Raw genomic sequence first — 16,494 nt, 5'->3', positions numbered from 1 at the left:
CTAGCCGACGATTCTCTGCAGGTAGGCCGAAGTGTGCGGCTGCATCGGCTGGCCCATCATGGCCCGCTCCTCGACGTAGGCGAGGTCGCCGTTGTTGACGAGCCCGTAGAGCCGCTTGGCCGCGGTGACGTCCTTCGCCGAAGCGGTCCGGCTGACCAGGTCGGTGCCGATCTCCCACGACGTCTGGGTGCGCGGGGTGCCGTAGTACAGCTCGAGGATGCCGGACGAGTGCGTCAGCAGGACCTCGATGGTGTCGTCGGCCTGCGGGCGCCAGAAGCCGGTTTCCCGGGCGGCGGGCCGGATGACCTTGCCTTCGTCGTCGAGCAGCCAGGACCGCGCCTCGTAGTACAGGAACGGCCTGCCGTCGTGCGCGAAGGTGACCTGCTGGCCGAACTTGTACGGCCCCTCGATCGTGGGATAGACGACCTCGCCCTCACCGCGCCACACCCCGACGAGCGGGAGCAGCGCCAGGCAGGCGTCGTGCAGGTTGGGGCCCTCACGCAGGTTCGCGGTGTCCGCCGGGATCGGCAGGTCGTCGAACTGCGGGAGGTTGAGGTGCCGGGTCTGCTCGGCCCGCTTCTCGGCGGCGTTGATCGCCGCGTCGCCGCTGCCGGAGACCGGGTCGTTCGCCGTCATATCAGCGCTGGTCAGCGTAGATGCGGTACACCACGTAGCCGGCGAACCACGTGGTCAGCACACCCATGAGCACGAGCAGCGTCGTGAAGAAGATTTCCACAGACCGGAGGATAACGGCACGGGCCGCCGCGGACACGACCGCGGCGGCCCGAGCGTGGCGGGTGTCTCAGCGGCCCCAGCCGCCGGAGACGGAGATGACGTCGTACATGGCCGACCAGGTCTTCGGGCCGACGATGCCGCTGGCCTTGATCCCGGCCGCGCGCTGGAACCGCTTGACCATGTCGACCATCTCCGGGCCGTAGAGCCCGCCGCGCACCGCCCAACCCGACTCGGTCGGGTAGAGCCGCTTCAAGGTCGCGCCGAGGTGGTTGACCTTCGCGACGTCCCGCTCGCCGGGCTGGATGCCGAACTTCGGCGTCACCGCGGGCCCCAGCGTCAGCCCCAAGTCCATTCGCCCGAACAGGGCCTGCCAGGTCTTGGACCCGACGATGCCGCTGTCCTTGATTCCGTGCGCGCGCTGGAAAGCACGCACGGCGGCGAGCGTCTTCGCGCCGTAGAACCCGGTGCCGGTCAGCTGGTAGCCGCGGTTGCGCAGGTTGAGCTGCAGCGCCAGGACATGCTTGCCGGTCGCGCCGGGACGGACCTGCGGCTGCCTGCTCGCGTAGCTGTGTGAGTTCGTCGACGAGCTCGCGGTCGACTCCGGGCACGCGGCGGCGGTACCCGCGCCTGCGGCCATGCCGCCCGCGAGCACGCCCGCTGCCAGCAGACCGATGATGGACGTGCGGAAACAAGCCTTGATTCCCATGGTTTCTCCCCAGTTCGGCGGCCTTTCGGCCTCGCTGCCAGGTACACGCCTGAACCCGGGAATCGGTTGGTCACAAGGAAGTCACGGATTTCTTGCCCCGAAAACACCGATGCCCCCGGGAGATCCCGGGGGCATCGGTGAGCTGACGGATCAGGCGACCGCGATGGCCACGTCGTGCAGGCCGGGGCCCGCCGCGCTGACCGTGGCCTCGCCGTTGCCGGTGCGGTGCAGGGCGCGGACGGTCCAGTCGCCGGGGGCGGCGAAGAACCGGAAGTCACCGGCGTCGGAGGCGACGACCTCGGCGGTGAACTCGCCGGTCGAGTCGAGCAGGCGCACGAAGGCGCCGCCGACGGGCTCGCCGCCCTTGGTGACCTTGCCGGTCAGGACGATCTCCTTGCCCGCGTCCACGTTGGCGGGCAAAGACTGGTCGGGGGCTCCGCAAGAGCTCATGTCAGGTATCTCCCTAAGTGGTGCGGCGGGTCAATTCTGGGCGCCGATTTCGACCGGCACGCCGACCAGCGAGCCGTACTCGGTCCACGAGCCGTCGTAGTTCTTGACGTCGCTGTAGCCGAGGAGCTCGCGCAGGGCGAACCAGGTGTGCGAGGAGCGCTCGCCGATGCGGCAGTAGGCGATGGTCGCCTTGCCCTCGTCGAGCCCGGCCTCCTTGTACAGCTCGCGCAGCTCCTCGTCGGAGCGGAACGTGCCGTCCTCGTTGGCGGCCTTGCTCCACGGCACGTTGATCGCGCTCGGGATGTGGCCCTTGACCTGGGCCTGCTCCTGCGGCAGGTGCGCGGGGGCGGCCAGCTTGCCGGAGAACTCGTCGGGCGAGCGGACGTCGACCAGGTTCTTCGCGTTGATCGCCTCGACGACCTCTTCGCGGAAGGCCCGCAGGCTCAGGTCCTGGTCCTTGGCGGAGTAGGTGGTCTCCGGGCGCGACACGGCGTCGGCCTCGAGCGGGCGGCCGTCGAGCTCCCACTTCTTGCGGCCGCCGTCGAGCAGCTTGACCGACTCGTGGCCGTAGAGCTTGAAGTACCAGTAGGCGTACGCGGCGAACCAGTTGTTGTTGCCGCCGTAGAGGACCACGGTGTCGTCGTTGGCGATGCCGCGGGCGGACAGCAGCTTCTCGAAACCGGCGCGGTCGATGAAGTCGCGGCGCACCGGGTCCTGCAGGTCCTTGCGCCAGTCGACCTTCACCGCGCCCGGGATGTGGCCGGTGTCGTACGCGCTGGCGTCCTCATCGACCTCGACGAACACCACACCGGGCGCACCGAGGTTCTCCTCGGACCAGGCGGCCGTCACAAGCACGTCTTCGCGGCTCATCGGGTGGTTCCTACTTTCTTATTCGTGATGGACAAGCGGTTGAGCAGCAGATACGCCTCGCAGCCGAGGCAGAACCCGAACGCGGCGTTCAGGAAGGCGGCGGCCAGGGCGGCCGCCGTGGCGACGATCCCCAGCCCCACCAGCCCGGTCGCGTACCCGAGGGTGCCGACGACGGCGAAGCCGAAGCCCACCGCCTGGGCGAAGCGGAGCGGAGCGGCGTCCTCCCGCTCGTCGGTCGGGCCCAGCCGGGGCGCGACGAACACGCGGTAGAGCACGCCATAGGGCGAGTAGTTGAGGCCGGCGAACGCGCCGAGGGCGAACACGACGGCCTGGGCGGCCAGCAGCGGCCACCACCCGGTGAGCAGCACCGCGACCAGGACGGCCGTGGTGAGCCAAGCGCTGAATCGGGGACCGCGGGGGTCCACCTGGGGTGTTGCCTGGGCTTGGGTGACTGGTTCGGTCACAGTGCCTCCTGACCTGGACGCGCGGGAAATGGAGTCCGGTGGGGGCGGAGCGGACGCTTGCGCGATCCTGGGCTTACCGCCCGATCAGATCGTTTCCCGACACAGCGAACTGTCGACACGGCAGAAATCCACCGCGCGTCGCCTGGTCAGAGTGCTGGTCACGGCGGCGAGTTTACCGGCGATCCCTCGGTACGGGACTTCTGTCCAGCCAGTGGGACTGATCATGCCGACAGATGCGGCCGCAACGCGGCCAGCAGCGACTCACGCTGAGGAACCCCGCCGACCCGCAGGATCTCGGCGCCCCGGGAGTCCACCGCGAGCGTGGTCGGCGTCCGCAGAACGGCGAGCCGCTGCGCGAGTTCGGGCCGGTCGGTGAGGTCGATGTCGGTGTGCGCGAGCCCGTCGGTCTTGTCGGCGAGGTCGGCCAGGATGACCCGGGCGTGCCTGCAGGGGGCGCAGAAGGTGGTGGACAGCTGAACCAGCGTGACGGTGGCACGGGGGTCGAGCACCGCCCTCACGTCCGCGGGGACGGTCGCGGTGTTCCTGGTCCGGACCTGACCGTCGCGTCGCCGCAGCCAGACTCCGATGAGCGTGGCGAGGAGGAGGGTGCCGATGGCTACCAAGCCGCCGATCATCCGGTCTCCTTCCGTCGGGCGCTCCCAGCATCGACCCGCTCGGAGCTGCGCGCATCTATGTCCAACCAGTGGAACCGGGCGGTGGATCGGGGCATTCCCGTGGTGACGGGGATGACCTATGTGGGTGAACGCGGCTTGCCCGGCTTGCCCGGCTGTCTGCTTGGCGCCTGCCTGCCTGCCTGCCCGCCTGCCCGCTTGGCACCTTGCCTGGCCCGGCTGCCCGCCTGCCCGCTTGGCACCTTGCCTGGCCCGGCTGCCCGCCTGCCCGCCTGGCACCTCGCCTGGCCCGGCTGCCTCGCTCGCCTGTTTGGTCGGGCTTGCCCGCCTGGCTGCCCCCGCCCGCCCGGCAGCCTCGCTCGCTTGGCTCGCCCGGCTGTCTGCTTGGCGCCTTGCCTGGCCCGGCTGCCGGGCTGTTTGCCTGCCTGGCTCGCCTGCTTGGTCCGGCGTGCCCGCCTGGACCGGTTGCGTGGCTTGTCCGGCTTGCCGGTTGCGCGGCTGGGCCGGGTTGGGGTGCGGGTGCCTGTTCGGGTGGTTCGCCTTGATTCGGGGACCCCGGAGAAGGACCTGCGCGGGTAAAGCGGGCAGGGTGATGAAACTGCCCCGCGCCGGGCGAGTTTAGGTCCTTCTCACCCCGAATCAAGGCGAACCACCCGAACAGGCTGTTGGGTTCTGCCCGTTGCGTTTGTGCTGGTCGGGGCTGATCCGGCAGTCGTCCTCGGTGGTCCCGCGCTCGGGCGGGACCACCTGTGTCAGACAGTCATCCTTCGGTTTTGGCGGCCGGGAGGTAGATCTGCAGCGGCACGTTGGGGCCGAAGGGTGCGGTCGGGTGGTCCCTTGGGAATTCTCGGCAGGTCGGCAGGTCGGCAGGTCGGCAGGTCGCCGGCCCGCCGGGCAGGTGGGCAGGTGGGCAGGTGGGGCACGTCGGGTCACCGGGCAGGTCGGGTCACCGGAGGTCGGCAGGTCCCCGTGCAGGCCTCGGGCGGTCAGCAAGGTCCCTTGGCAGGTGCCCGGGCCGGTCCCAGAGATCCCCCAGCGCCGCGCACTAGCGGAGGCGAAGCCCTACACCAGCACCGTTGCGAACAGTTCGAGATGTCCGCACCGATTGCACCGGTAGGCGTCGATCTGCATCCGGGCCCTCCGCATCTTCTTCGCGCTCCCGAAGATTCCGCGCTCCAGCGGACCACGGATCCATCGGGCGAAGCCACGGGAGTGTCCGATGTCCTCGATGAACCCCGGCTCCAACTTCCCGGTGTCGCACCACCGGCACGCGGAGCCGACGATCACTTGCCGAGCACCAGGTTCGTGGCCTTGCCCTTGACCGACAGCACGCCCGGCTCGACTTTCACCGACGTCGGCGTCACCGCGAACGGGAGGTCGCCCGGGTCGAGCTTGACCGCGAAGAACGGCAGCACCTTCTGCTGGATCGCGGGCGGCAGCTTGACGTCGGCTTCGCCGTTGCGCAGTTCGATCCGCTTGGGTGAGACCGAGATCAGGTTCTCGGTGAGGGTGATGATCGAGAAGACGCACAGCTCGGTGGACTCGCCCGCGATCTCGGCGGTGCCGCAGAGCTTGACGCCCGCGGTGCTGCCCTCGGTGTCGGCGGTCTCCGCGGTGTCCTCCGCGGGCGCGTCCTCGGCGGGCTTGGTGGCCACCGTCTTCTCGCTGACCGGGTCGATCGTCAGGTTCGTCAGCGACTTGATGACCTGGTTCTCGTTCGCGGCCATGGCCCGGGTGACGTCGGCCGCCTTGACCTTGACCTGGCCGACGACCTCGCGAACCGGGACCTCGGTCAGCGAACCCGACACCAGGTCCGACAGCGGCGCCTGCACTCCGCGCAGGTCGGCGTGCACCTCGACGTCGCGCAGCTGGTTGACCGGGACGCCCTTGGCGTCGACGGTCACCAGGTCGTACTCCCCGGACACGGCCTGCAGCAGGAAGGAGAACCCGCCGACCTTGACCGACGGGTGGTCGGTGAGGTTGAACTGCCTCTGCGCCCGCTTCGAGACCTCGTGCTCGAAGACCGCCGCCGCACCGAAATCGGCCGCGACCAGCAGGCCGAGCAGCACGACCAGGGTGATCACCAGCCGTCGCACCGCCTTCGAGCGGCGCTTGGGTCCGGCGCTCGGCCGTCCCCCGTTGGTCACCATGGTTGCCCCGCCACCTGTCATCTCGTCATCCGTCCACGCCGGTGTCATTCGGTCTCCAAGCCTACTGAGGACGTCCCGGCGGTGGATCGGGTTGTCCACAGGCGGGTCGGTGAATGGTGGGATGAATCCGCGTAACACGCCATTCACACGTCTGTCGAAACCACCCTCACGGCACCCATAAAGCGCAGCCCACCTTAGGTTTTACTTCCCTGTAACACGACGTCAGACCCGCCGGGGCATCATCGGAAAGATGCCTCCGCTCGTGTGACGCGGGCGGCATGACCAGGACATATGCCGTTCCCACTGGTTAATCTGTGTGCACGTCGCAATCGAAACCCCCGGATGGGGGCCGCGCCTCAATGAAGCGGAGCGGATCAACAGAGAGGCGGACTCGGATGAGCCTCGATCTGCTGCTGCTTACCGCTGACCCAGAGCCCGGTTCCGTGTTGCCCTCGCTGATGCTGCTCCCGCACACCGTGCGGACCCAGGCTCCCGAGGTCACCGCCCTCCTCGAGGCGGGCTCGCGTGACGCCGTGATCGTGGACGCCCGGACCGACCTCGCCGCCGCCAAGAGCCTGTGCAGGCTGCTGACCAGTGGCGGCGACAGCTGCCCGGTCATCGCGGTGGTCAACGAAGGCGGCCTGGTCGCCATCACCTCCGACTGGCGCATCGACGAGATCGTGCTCCCCGCCGCGGGCCCGGCCGAGGTCGACGCCCGACTGCGGCTGCTCACCTCGCGTGGCCCGGCAGGAGCCGCCGTGGACGGCGCGCTGCGGCTGGGCGAGCTGGTCATCGACGAGGCGACCTACATGGCGCGCCTGCGCGGCCGCCCGCTCGACCTCACCTACAAGGAGTTCGAGCTCCTCAAGTACCTCGCGCAGCACGCGGGCCGGGTGTTCACCCGGGCCCAGCTGCTGCAGGAGGTCTGGGGCTACGACTTCTTCGGCGGCACCCGCACCGTCGACGTCCACGTCCGGCGCCTGCGCGCCAAGCTCGGCCCCGAGCACGAGCAGCTCATCGGCACCGTCCGCAACGTCGGCTACAAGTTCGTCCAGCCGCCGAAGTCGGGCTCGCGCCGCGACGCGGAGATCTCGGCCGACGAGCTTCGCTACTCGATCGACGCCTAATGTCGGAGGGGTGGACCACACCCCATCGACGTCTGCGACGTATGCCTGGCTGAATGGCGCCCCCGAGGGGCGCCATTCGGCGTTGATCCGTTCCTTCCTGCTCGCGGTCGCCGCCGTGGACGGCAGCCCCGAGGTGTCCGCGGACGGCCCGCTGCCGCGCGACTTCCGTGGCGGCGCGCACCTGCTGGCGACGGTCGGCGACGAGCTTGTCGGCTACGCCCACCTCGACACCGAGGGCGACGCCTTCGGCCGCCAGGTCGTCGAGGCCTTCATCCACCCGGACGCCCGCGGCCGGGGCATCGGCACCGAACTCGTCCGCACGGTTCTCGACCGGGCTGCCGGCGGGGTCCGGTTCTGGTCCCACGGCAACCACCCGGCGGCCGCGGCCATCGCCGCCAGGTTCGGCCTCACCAAGGTCCGCGAGATGCTCAAGATGCGCCTCGACCTGTCCACCGCGGACCTTCCCGAGCCGCGCTGGCGTGACGGTGTCCGCGTTCGCACGTTCGTGCCCGGCCAGGACGAGGCCGCCCTCGTCGAGGTCAACCGCCGCGCGTTCGACTGGCACCCGGAGCAGGGCGCGTTGACCGTCGCCGACGTCGAGGCCACCGAGAAGGAGCCCTGGTTCGACCCGGCGGGCTTCTTCCTCGCCGTCGACGCCGACGACCGCGTGCTCGGCTTCCACTGGACGAAGGTCCACCCGGGAGGCGAGGGCGAGGTCTACGTCGTCGGTGTCGACCCGGCCGCACAGGGCGGCGGGCTCGGCAAGGCGCTCACGCTCGCGGGCCTGGCGCACCTGGTCGACCTGGGACTGTCCGAAGTGATCCTCTACGTCGAATCCGACAACGCACCCGCGGTGACCGTCTACCGGGGACTCGGGTTCGAACGCGCGGAGGCCCACGTCCAATATTCCTCCACTGTGGACACTGACCGGGGTTAGCCGGTTACGCACCGCGTACGCGCAGGTCACGCGCTGGACACGGACGGGCGACTACTAGGTCGCTCTGGTCACAATCAGGTGCTTGTTCACCCGTCGTTCATTTTGTTGGGGTGAAGCGTCAACCACCGCTGCCTAGCGTCCCCTCACGAGAGGCGGCGCCACTTGGTGTGCCGCGACAATGAAGACTCCTGGTGGAGGAATCCAACGTGAACATCAAGCGGCACGCGTCCGTGTTGAGTCTCATCGCCGCCGGCGCCCTCGCGCTCACGGCGTGCGGCAGCGACTCGAACACCCCCGCGGGTTCGAACAACTCCGCCGCTCCCGCGCCCACGCAGACCGCCGCGATCGAGTGCGGCGGCAAGAAGGGCCTCGTCGCGGAGGGCTCCAGCGCACAGAAGGGCGCCATCGAGGCGTTCACCGCCGCGTACGTCACCGCGTGCCCGGACCAGCAGCTCGCCTACACCCCGTCCGGCTCCGGCGCGGGCGTCAAGCAGTTCAACGCGGGCATCGTCGACATCGGCGGCTCGGACTCGGCCCTGAACAAGGACAAGGGCGAGATCGAGGCCGCGGCCAAGCGCTGCCAGGGCAACCCGGCGTGGAACCTGCCGATGGTCTTCGGCCCGGTCGGCATCGCCTACAAGGTCGACGGCGTCACCGACCTGGTGCTCAACGCCGAGGTCACCGCCAAGATCTTCAACGGCGGCATCGCCAAGTGGAACGACCCGGCCATCGCCGCGCTCAACTCCGGCAAGACCCTGCCGGACACCGCCATCACCGTGATCTACCGCGGTGACGAGTCGGGCACCACCGACAACTTCCAGAAGTACCTCAAGGCCGCCGCCAAGGACGCCTGGGGCAAGGACGCCGGCAAGAAGTTCAACGGCGGCATCGGCCAGGGCGCCCAGGGTTCCGCGGGCGTGGCTGACGCCATCTCCGCGGGCACCGGCACCATCGGCTACATCGAGTGGTCCTACGTCCAGGACAAGAAGCTGAACGCCGCCAAGATCGACAGTGGCGCGGGTGCGGTCGAGCTCGGCGCCGAGGGCGCCGCGAAGGCCATCAACGCCGCCAAGATCAAGGGCCAGGGCAACGACCTGGTCATCGACCTCGACGCTCTCTACGCGAGCAAGGAAGCCGGCGTCTACCCGCTGGTCCTGGCGACCTACGAGATCGTCTGCTCGAAGGGCTACGACGCCGACACCGCCAAGGCCGTGAAGGCGTTCCTCACCACCGCCGCCACGACCGGTCAGGCCACTCTCGCGGACGCGGGCTACGTGCCGCTGCCCAACGAGTTCCAGACCAAGCTGCTCACCGCCATCAAGGCGATTTCCTAGTCGGCAGCCGGCACACTTCGAACGGGCGTAAGCGATGAGCGAACCCGTCTCGGTCGGACGCCCCGTGGCCCCTCGTGGGCCGCGGGGCGGTTCGGCTTCCAACACTGCCGCGGAGGCCACGATTTCTTCCAACGAGCAGGGTGCGGGCGGACCCCCTCCAGGGCCTGCCGCGCCTGCCAAGGTGATCACCCGCCCGGGCGACCGGATCTTCAAGGCGCTGACCGTCGGCTCCGGTGTCTTCGTGGTCGCGATGATCGTCCTGATCGGCGTCTTCCTGCTGATCCAGGCGATCCCGTCACTGATGGAGAACCAGTCCAACTTCCTGTTCAGCCGCGAGTGGAACGCCGAACCGGGCGACCTGGCCTTCGGTGTCCTCGACCTGCTGCTGGTGACCGTGTTCAGCTCGGTCTTCGCCCTGCTGATCGCGATGCCGGTCTCGCTGGGCATCGCGCTGTTCCTCACCCAGTACGCGCCGCGCAGGCTGGCCCGGCCGTTCTCCTACATCGTCGACCTGCTGGCCGCGGTGCCGTCGATCATCTACGGCCTCTGGGGCGCCTACGTCCTCGCGCCCGCGATCGCGCCGTTCAGCGTCTGGCTCAACGCGAACCTGGGCTTCCTGCCGATCTTCGCCAAGGGCAGCTCCGACCTCGGCATCGGGCAGACGATCTTCACCGCGAGCATCGTCCTCGCGGTGATGCTGCTGCCGATCATCACCGCGATCAGCCGCGAGGTCTTCGACCGCACACCCACGATGCAGGTCGAGGGCGCGCTCGCGCTCGGGGCCACCAAGTGGGAGGTCATCCGGACCACGGTCCTGCCGTTCGGCAAGGCGGGCTACATCAGCGCGTCGATGCTGGGCCTGGGCCGCGCCCTCGGCGAGACCATCGCCGTGATGATCATCCTCAGCTCGACGACGACGAACTTCAGCTTCAGCCTCTTCGACGGCGGCGACACCATCGCCTCGAAGATCGCGCGCGCGGCGCAGGAGTTCAACGACCCGCGCGGCGCGGGCGCGTACATCGCCGCGGGCCTGGTGCTGTTCGTCCTGACCTTCATCGTCAACGCCTTCGCTCGGTCCATCATCGCGGGTCACAAGGAGTACGAATGATGACTACCGCGACCAGCCTGGACCGGCCCGCGAAGGCGCCGGCGTTCCAGCAGCTCAGCACTGGGCGCAAGCTGAAGAACCAGGCCGCGACGATCCTCGTCGGATCGACCTTCGTCCTCGCCCTCGCGCCGCTGGTGTGGCTGCTCTTCACGGTCATCTCGAAGGGCTTCCAGCACGTCCTCACCGCGGACTGGTGGCAGAAGTCGCTGGCGGGCCTGACGTCGCGCCAGTTCGGCGGCGGGGTCTACCACGCGATCCTCGGCACCCTGCTGCAAGGACTGATCTGCGCGGTCATCGCGGTCCCCATCGCCATCATGGTGGCGGTGTACCTGGTGGAGTACGGCAAGAACTCGCGCCTGGCGCGCGCGGTCACCTTCACCGTCGACATCCTCTCGGGTGTCCCGTCGATCGTCGCCGCGCTGTTCATCTACGCCCTGTGGATCACCACGATGGGCATGCCGCGAAGCGCCTTCGCGGTGTCGCTTGCCTTGGTGCTGCTGATGATCCCGGTCGTCGTGCGGACCACGGAAGAACTGCTGAAGATCGTCCCCGACGAACTTCGCGAAGCGTCGTACGCGCTGGGCATCCCGAAGTGGAAGACCATCGTCAAGATCGTCATCCCGACCGCGATGTCCGGCATCATCACCGGCATCTCGCTGGCCATCGCCCGCGTCATGGGCGAGACCGCGCCGGTGCTGGTGCTCGTCGGGTACACGACCTTCATCAACTACGACCCGTTCGGCGGCAGCATGTCCTCGCTGCCGCTGCTCATGACCTCCGAGCGGCTGACCACCAACGAGGTCGGCGAAGCGCGGGTCTGGGGCGCGGCGGTCACCCTGATTCTGATCATCACCGTGTTCAACCTGCTGGGATCCCTGATCTCGCGGCTGACGTCTCTGAAGACCAAGTGAGCGGGCGGTAAGCAACCATGGCCAAGCGCATCGACGTGAAAGACCTGAACCTGTACTACGGCAAGTTCCACGCCGTGGACAAGGTTTCGCTGGCAGTGCCCCCGCGCAATGTCACCGCGTTCATCGGCCCCTCGGGCTGCGGCAAGTCGACGGTGCTGCGGTCGCTCAACCGCATGCACGAGGTGATCCCCGGCGCCCGCGCCGAGGGCAAGGTCCTCCTCGACGGCGAGGACATCTACGCCTCGACGGTCGACCCGGTGTCCGTGCGGCGCACCATCGGCATGGTGTTCCAGCGGCCCAACCCGTTCCCCACGATGTCGATCCGCGACAACGTCGTCGCGGGCCTCAAGCTGGCGGGCGAGCGCGACAAGCGCAAACTCGACGAGGTAGCCGAACGAGCCCTGCGCGGCGCCAACCTGTGGGCGGAGGTCAAGGACCGCCTCGCCAAGCCCGGCGGCGGCCTGTCCGGCGGTCAGCAGCAGCGTCTGTGCATCGCCCGCGCCATCGCGGTCCAGCCGGACGTGCTCCTGATGGACGAGCCGTGCTCGGCCCTGGACCCGATCTCCACGCTGGCGATCGAGGACCTGATCGGGGAGTTGAAGAAGGACTACACGATCGTGATCGTCACCCACAACATGCAGCAAGCTGCCCGTGTGAGTGACCAGACCGCGTTCTTCAACCTCGCGGGCGTCGGCCAGCCCGGACGGCTGATCGAGATCGACGACACCGAGCGGATCTTCTCCAACCCAGGTCAGAAGGCCACCGAGGACTACATCTCGGGCCGCTTCGGCTGAGTTTTCGCGCACGAAGGTCCCCCGCATGGTCCGTGCGGGGGACCTCGCGTTTCCGGGGAACCGGACGTCAGGCCATTTCGTCACACACAAGACGGACACCACGGGCGATTGGTACCGTGCCCTTGGGGTCTGGCAGGCGATCGGACTAGGGGCAAACATGTACATCGACGACGCGGGCGGCGCTTCGATCGGCAGCACGATCGGCAAATCCATGTCGGATTTCGCGACTGGGGCGGCGAGTGGGGCGTTCTCGGTCAACGAAGAGGGCGGCGAGGCCCTCCTTCGTGCCATTCGAGACATGGTGAAGTGGGTTGACAGCGAGGCCAACCAGTTGAGCAGGCTCAACGAGCAAGCGATGCTGGGCGACAGCAACGGTGCTCGTGTGATGAAGCCCCACCTGCAGCAGGTGGCTAATGACGGTCAGGGATTCAACACGCAACTGAAGGAATTCCGTGCGTCGCTGACAAAGGCGGAAGAAGGCATCATGCAGGCCATGGCCAACTACCGCAACACCGACGAGGCTGCTGCGAGCAAGCTCAAGTGAACGAATGCTCAACAGATGCGAAGGTGAAGGAAACCACGTGAAGCGCCCGCTCGTCCTAGTCGCCGTACTCACTCTGATGCTGGCCGGTTGCTCGGACAAAACCCCGGGTTCGCCCACTGCTCAGCCCGAGCCGACTTCCAGCGGTAGCCCGTCGCCGACGACGAAGTCATCGGCGACTAAGCCAAGCACCGACGAGTCCCCCCTGAAGTCTGTCGACCCTTGTGACCTTCTTGACGCGTCGGCTATGCGCACTCTCGGAATCGCTGAGCCGGGCGAGGATGCCACCGTGGGGAAATCACGTGGATGTCAATGGCGTGTCGACAAAGGGACCACCACCGACAGCTACTCGATTGATGTCGGCTTGTTCGAAACGCTTGGCATCAAGGATGTTCGCGGAGACGGGGCCCCCAAGCCCGTGACCGTTGGTTCGCGCAAGGCCGTGCAGACCCTTCGTGGTGGCGGCTCAGGCTGCGCGATTTCCATCGAGGTCACCGAGAAGTCGCGGGTCGATGTGCAAGCTGCCGGCGCCTCCGGTGAGAAGCTCTGCCCGGCCGTGCTGGAAGCCGCGAAGCTTGTCGAGCCGGAACTGCCCTAGGTATCGGAGGGATTGACCAATGCCTGGACCAGTCAGGACCGCGTACACCCCGCCGCAGGGGAATCAGACCACGGTGGATGTGTCGCGCAATGGGCAGCGCGACCACCCCTCATATGACCCCACCTACGATCCCAACAGCCGCTACTACATCGAGCGCAAGGGCACCTCCGACAGCGATGCCGAGGTGCGGGAGCACGCTGAGCAGCAGGTCGACCAGGAGATCGAGAACGCCGAGTGGTGGGAGATCTGGAAGCGGTTCACCCGCAACAGTGAGGTGAACGAGCAGTACAACCAGGAGATGAGCGCCCAGGCCGCCCAACTCGCGCAGGGCGTCGACACACGCCCGCCGCCTGGGATGCCTCCGACGAACTACATGAGCTATGAGCACGGCAACCTCAGGACCATGGTCACTGAGGGCGTCGACCCTGACCAGGTCGGCGACATGGGGGCGGCCTATACCGAGGCTGGCAACAAGATGGTCCAGTTCCAGACGGATGTCGCGAACGCCATCAACAACAGTCAGGCCGACTGGCAGGGCAAGGCGGGCGACCAGGCCCGGCAGTTCATGGCCGACATCGGCAACTGGGTCGGCAAGTCCGGACAGAGCGCCCAGCTCGCCGGGACGCAGACGAGTTTGCAGGCCGCCGCGCTGGCTGAGGCCAAGAACTCGATGCCGGAGGAGAAGCCCTTCGACATGGCGGCCGCCAACCGCGACCTCATGACGACGACCAACCCGCTCGACCTGGCCCGCAAGTCCGCCATCTACATGAACGACTACCGCGAGAGCCAGACCGCGCACCAGGAAGCCGCGCGGGTGGTCGGGTCGTACGACGGGGCGCTGGGCAGTGCGTCGACGATGCCCGCGTTCGCGCCGCCGCCGACCATGGGTGGTGGAGGTACGGGACAACCGGGGGATCCCGGCGACGGCACCGGCGTGAAGAAGCCGACCAACCACGACGTCAACACCGGCGGCACCGGCGACCGTGACGGCTCCGGCTCCTACAACCCTGGTGGAAATGGCACGGGCACTGGCGGCGGGTACACACCCCCGTCGGGCACAGGTGGTGTCCCCCTGCCCGGTGGCGGTGGCACCGGCGGCGGCAGCACGACCCCAGGTGGCTTCGTCGACCTTCCCCCAGGCCCCGGTACCGGTGGCCCTGGCCAGAACCCCGGCGGACACCCGCCCGTCGGCCCGTACCCCGGCGGCATGCCGCCGATGGGCCCGGGTCCGATGGGACCCGGCATGGGCGGCGGCGACACCGACCGGCCGGGCCGTGGTGGCGGCGGTGGAGGTGGCGGCGGCGGCGGTGGCCGCGGCGGCTTCGGGCCCGGCGGAGGCGGTGGCTCCGGTGGCAGTGGCTTCGGCGGCCGGTCGGGCATGGGCGGACCGGGCGTGGGCGGCGCGGCGGGGGCAGGCGCCCTCGCGGCCGAGCATGCCGCGGGCGGTGGACGTGGTGGTGGCGTGGGCGCCGCGGGTGGTCGCGGTGGCGCGCCCATGGGCGGCGGCATGGGCGGCGGCGGACGTGGCCAGGGGGGCGAGGACGACGAGCACAACCGGCCGTCCTACCTGGTCGAGGCCGACCCCGACCAGGTCTTCGGCACCGACGAGATGACCGCACCTCCTGTGATCGGCGGCTAGTGGATGCCTAGGTCGTTCTCACTGTCGCTCGCGGCGGTGGACATGTTGTCGCAGCTTCTGAAGACCAGCTGCAGGCAGTTTCCGTTCCAGATCCCGAGTTTCGGGCAGCTTGAGGAAGACCGCAATCGCATCGCGAAGGCGGTCTTCACCGACCTGGCCAACCGGGGTCTGGTGCGGCGCAACCAGCTCGATCCCGACCTCGAGGCGGCGCTGGTCGTCACCGGTGATTACGACGTCGGCATCGGCATGATGGGCACCGTCGAGAAGGACCGGCCGGTGCGCGCCCGCGCGTCCGCGGCTGGGACGACGGCGGTGCTGGCCGTGCAAGAGGGGCAGACGATCCGGTTCGAGCTGATCAGCCCGGCCGGGCTCGCCCGGTCGCTGGTGGGCCTGCTGCCGGGCATGGCGGCCGGGCCGGGACAGTCCGTGCAGGTCGTCGAGGCCCCGCCGCAGCCGAAGTCCGACGACGGGTTCGTCCAGCAGGTGCGGGCGCCCCGGTCGACGTCGGAGGCCCAGCTGCGGATGGCGGCGGCCATGCTTGAGCGGCCACGCACCGGGTTCGGGATGTTCACCGTCACCACGCGCGGCAGGCGTGGGCGGCAGGCCGACGCGGGCACCGTCAGCTGGATCGACACCGACGCCGGGCGCTACCTGTCGCTGTCGCGGCCCAGCCCCGATGGCGGGATCCGTGCGACGTACTCGCCCGCGGACAGCGTTCGGCTGACCCAGCAGCTCGGTGAGCTGATCGAGTCGGTGGCGCCGCGGCCGTGAGGCCGCGGCGCGGCGGCGCTACAGGTCGTCGTCTTCGCTGACCGAGCCGGGCATCCGGCCGGTCACCACGAACACGACCCGCTTGGCCACGGACACCGCGTGGTCGGCGTAGCGCTCGTAGAAGCGCCCGAGCAGGGTGACGTCGACCGCCGACGGCACGCCGTGCTGCCACTCCTTGTCCATGATCACCGTGAACAGGTGCCGGTGCAGGTCGTCGACGACGTCGTCGTCGTCCTCGAGCGCGCGGGCGGCCTCGACGTCCTGGGTGCGGATGATGACCTCGGCCTTGCGCGCGAGCTGCACGGTGACCCGGCCCAGCTCGGCGAAGTAGCCGCGCACGTCGTCGGGGAGCACCGGCGCGGGGTGCCTGCGCCGCGCGGCCTTGGCCACGTGCAGCGCGAGGTCGCCCATGCGCTCCAGGCTCTCGGCGGCGTGGATGGCCGCGAGCACGGTGCGCAGGTCGGTCGCGACGGGCGCCTGCAGCGCGAGCAGCGAGTAGGCGTGCTCCTCGCAGGCGGAGCGGGCGTCGTCGATCTTCTCGTCGCCGCTGATCACCTGTTCGGCGATGGTCAGGTTGGCGTCGAGCAGCGCGCGCGTGGCGAGCTCCATGGCCTCGGCGACCATCGAACACATGGCCGCGAGCTGGTCGGCGAGTACGCCGAGTTCGGAATGGTAAGCCTCACGCATGCGCACAGCCTAGAGGGGCGCGCAGCGGCGCACCCCATCG

The 16,494-nt window shown here is 68.8% G+C and carries 18 protein-coding genes; 10 read left to right on the top strand and 8 right to left on the bottom strand.

Features of this window, described 5'->3' with window-relative positions; all coding sequences use genetic code 11:
- The 7 genes from C8E96_RS06780 to C8E96_RS06745 all read right to left on the bottom strand — a co-directional run bounded on the left by C8E96_RS06780 (position 1) and on the right by C8E96_RS06745 (position 6,007).
- Positions 1-636: an FABP family protein gene (locus C8E96_RS06780; protein ID WP_091376202.1), complete on the bottom strand. Its 636-nt coding sequence runs from the start codon at positions 634-636 to the stop codon at positions 1-3.
- Positions 637-802: 166 nt separating this feature from the next.
- A complete protein-coding gene (locus C8E96_RS06775; RefSeq protein ID WP_091376199.1) occupies positions 803-1,441 on the bottom strand; it encodes a peptidoglycan-binding domain-containing protein in 639 nt (212 codons plus the stop codon).
- A 150-nt stretch (positions 1,442-1,591) separates the two neighbouring features.
- On the bottom strand, positions 1,592-1,891 hold the full coding sequence (locus C8E96_RS06770) for a DUF1416 domain-containing protein (protein ID WP_091376196.1): 300 nt from the start codon (positions 1,889-1,891) through the stop codon (positions 1,592-1,594).
- 30 nt (positions 1,892-1,921) lie between these two features.
- Positions 1,922-2,761, bottom strand: coding sequence for a sulfurtransferase (locus C8E96_RS06765; RefSeq protein ID WP_091376193.1), 840 nt, complete (start codon positions 2,759-2,761; stop codon positions 1,922-1,924).
- Positions 2,758-3,225: a DUF4395 domain-containing protein gene (locus C8E96_RS06760; protein ID WP_091376190.1), complete on the bottom strand. Its 468-nt coding sequence runs from the start codon at positions 3,223-3,225 to the stop codon at positions 2,758-2,760. The genes C8E96_RS06765 and C8E96_RS06760 overlap by 4 nt, the downstream gene beginning before the upstream one ends.
- A 221-nt stretch (positions 3,226-3,446) precedes the next feature.
- Positions 3,447-3,860 (bottom strand): TlpA family protein disulfide reductase, encoded by a 414-nt coding sequence (locus tag C8E96_RS06755; protein WP_091376187.1) that lies wholly within the window; start codon positions 3,858-3,860, stop codon positions 3,447-3,449.
- Positions 3,861-5,140: 1,280 nt separating this feature from the next.
- Positions 5,141-6,007 carry an LmeA family phospholipid-binding protein gene (locus tag C8E96_RS06745; protein WP_166657903.1) on the bottom strand — a complete coding sequence of 289 codons (867 nt, stop codon included), beginning with the start codon at positions 6,005-6,007 and terminating at the stop codon, positions 5,141-5,143.
- A 395-nt stretch (positions 6,008-6,402) separates the two neighbouring features.
- On the opposite strand from C8E96_RS06745, the gene C8E96_RS06740 reads away from it, so the two are divergent.
- The 10 genes from C8E96_RS06740 to C8E96_RS06695 all read left to right on the top strand — a co-directional run bounded on the left by C8E96_RS06740 (position 6,403) and on the right by C8E96_RS06695 (position 15,767).
- Positions 6,403-7,134: a winged helix-turn-helix transcriptional regulator gene (locus tag C8E96_RS06740; RefSeq protein WP_091376181.1), complete on the top strand. Its 732-nt coding sequence runs from the start codon at positions 6,403-6,405 to the stop codon at positions 7,132-7,134.
- Between the two features lie 82 nt (positions 7,135-7,216).
- Positions 7,217-8,071, top strand: coding sequence for a mycothiol synthase (gene mshD, locus C8E96_RS06735; protein WP_228769941.1), 855 nt, complete (start codon positions 7,217-7,219; stop codon positions 8,069-8,071).
- A gap of 206 nt (positions 8,072-8,277) precedes the next feature.
- On the top strand, positions 8,278-9,405 hold the full coding sequence (gene pstS / locus C8E96_RS06730; RefSeq protein ID WP_091376999.1) for a phosphate ABC transporter substrate-binding protein PstS: 1,128 nt from the start codon (positions 8,278-8,280) through the stop codon (positions 9,403-9,405).
- A 181-nt stretch (positions 9,406-9,586) separates the two neighbouring features.
- The gene (pstC, locus tag C8E96_RS06725) at positions 9,587-10,513 is read left to right on the top strand and encodes a phosphate ABC transporter permease subunit PstC (protein ID WP_228769940.1); all 927 of its coding nucleotides are present in this window, start codon (positions 9,587-9,589) and stop codon (positions 10,511-10,513) included.
- Entirely contained in the window at positions 10,510-11,424 is a 915-nt protein-coding gene (gene pstA / locus C8E96_RS06720) for a phosphate ABC transporter permease PstA (protein WP_166657902.1), read from the top strand. The genes pstC and pstA overlap by 4 nt, the downstream gene beginning before the upstream one ends.
- A 17-nt stretch (positions 11,425-11,441) precedes the next feature.
- Entirely contained in the window at positions 11,442-12,218 is a 777-nt protein-coding gene (pstB, locus tag C8E96_RS06715; protein ID WP_091376171.1) for a phosphate ABC transporter ATP-binding protein PstB, read from the top strand.
- Positions 12,219-12,375: 157 nt separating this feature from the next.
- The gene (locus C8E96_RS06710) at positions 12,376-12,762 is read left to right on the top strand and encodes a hypothetical protein (RefSeq protein ID WP_091376167.1); all 387 of its coding nucleotides are present in this window, start codon (positions 12,376-12,378) and stop codon (positions 12,760-12,762) included.
- Between the two features lie 4 nt (positions 12,763-12,766).
- Positions 12,767-13,357, top strand: a complete 591-nt coding sequence (locus C8E96_RS06705) for a DUF3558 domain-containing protein (RefSeq protein ID WP_091376164.1) — start codon at positions 12,767-12,769, stop codon at positions 13,355-13,357.
- 19 nt (positions 13,358-13,376) lie between these two features.
- Positions 13,377-14,996: a hypothetical protein gene (locus C8E96_RS06700; protein WP_133794221.1), complete on the top strand. Its 1,620-nt coding sequence runs from the start codon at positions 13,377-13,379 to the stop codon at positions 14,994-14,996.
- A gap of 3 nt (positions 14,997-14,999) precedes the next feature.
- Complete coding sequence (locus C8E96_RS06695) at positions 15,000-15,767, top strand: ESX secretion-associated protein EspG (RefSeq protein WP_091376158.1); 768 nt, start codon at positions 15,000-15,002, stop codon at positions 15,765-15,767.
- Between the two features lie 18 nt (positions 15,768-15,785).
- Here C8E96_RS06695 and phoU read toward each other — a convergent pair whose 3' ends face one another.
- Positions 15,786-16,454 (bottom strand): phosphate signaling complex protein PhoU, encoded by a 669-nt coding sequence (gene phoU, locus C8E96_RS06690; protein ID WP_091376155.1) that lies wholly within the window; start codon positions 16,452-16,454, stop codon positions 15,786-15,788.
- Positions 16,455-16,494: the final 40 nt, after the last annotated feature.

Source organism: Actinokineospora alba, assembly GCF_004362515.1.
Lineage (GTDB): Bacteria > Actinomycetota > Actinomycetes > Mycobacteriales > Pseudonocardiaceae > Actinokineospora > Actinokineospora alba.
The sequence above is the reverse complement of the archived record's forward strand: the minus strand, read 5'-3'. Positions and strand labels throughout refer to the sequence as shown.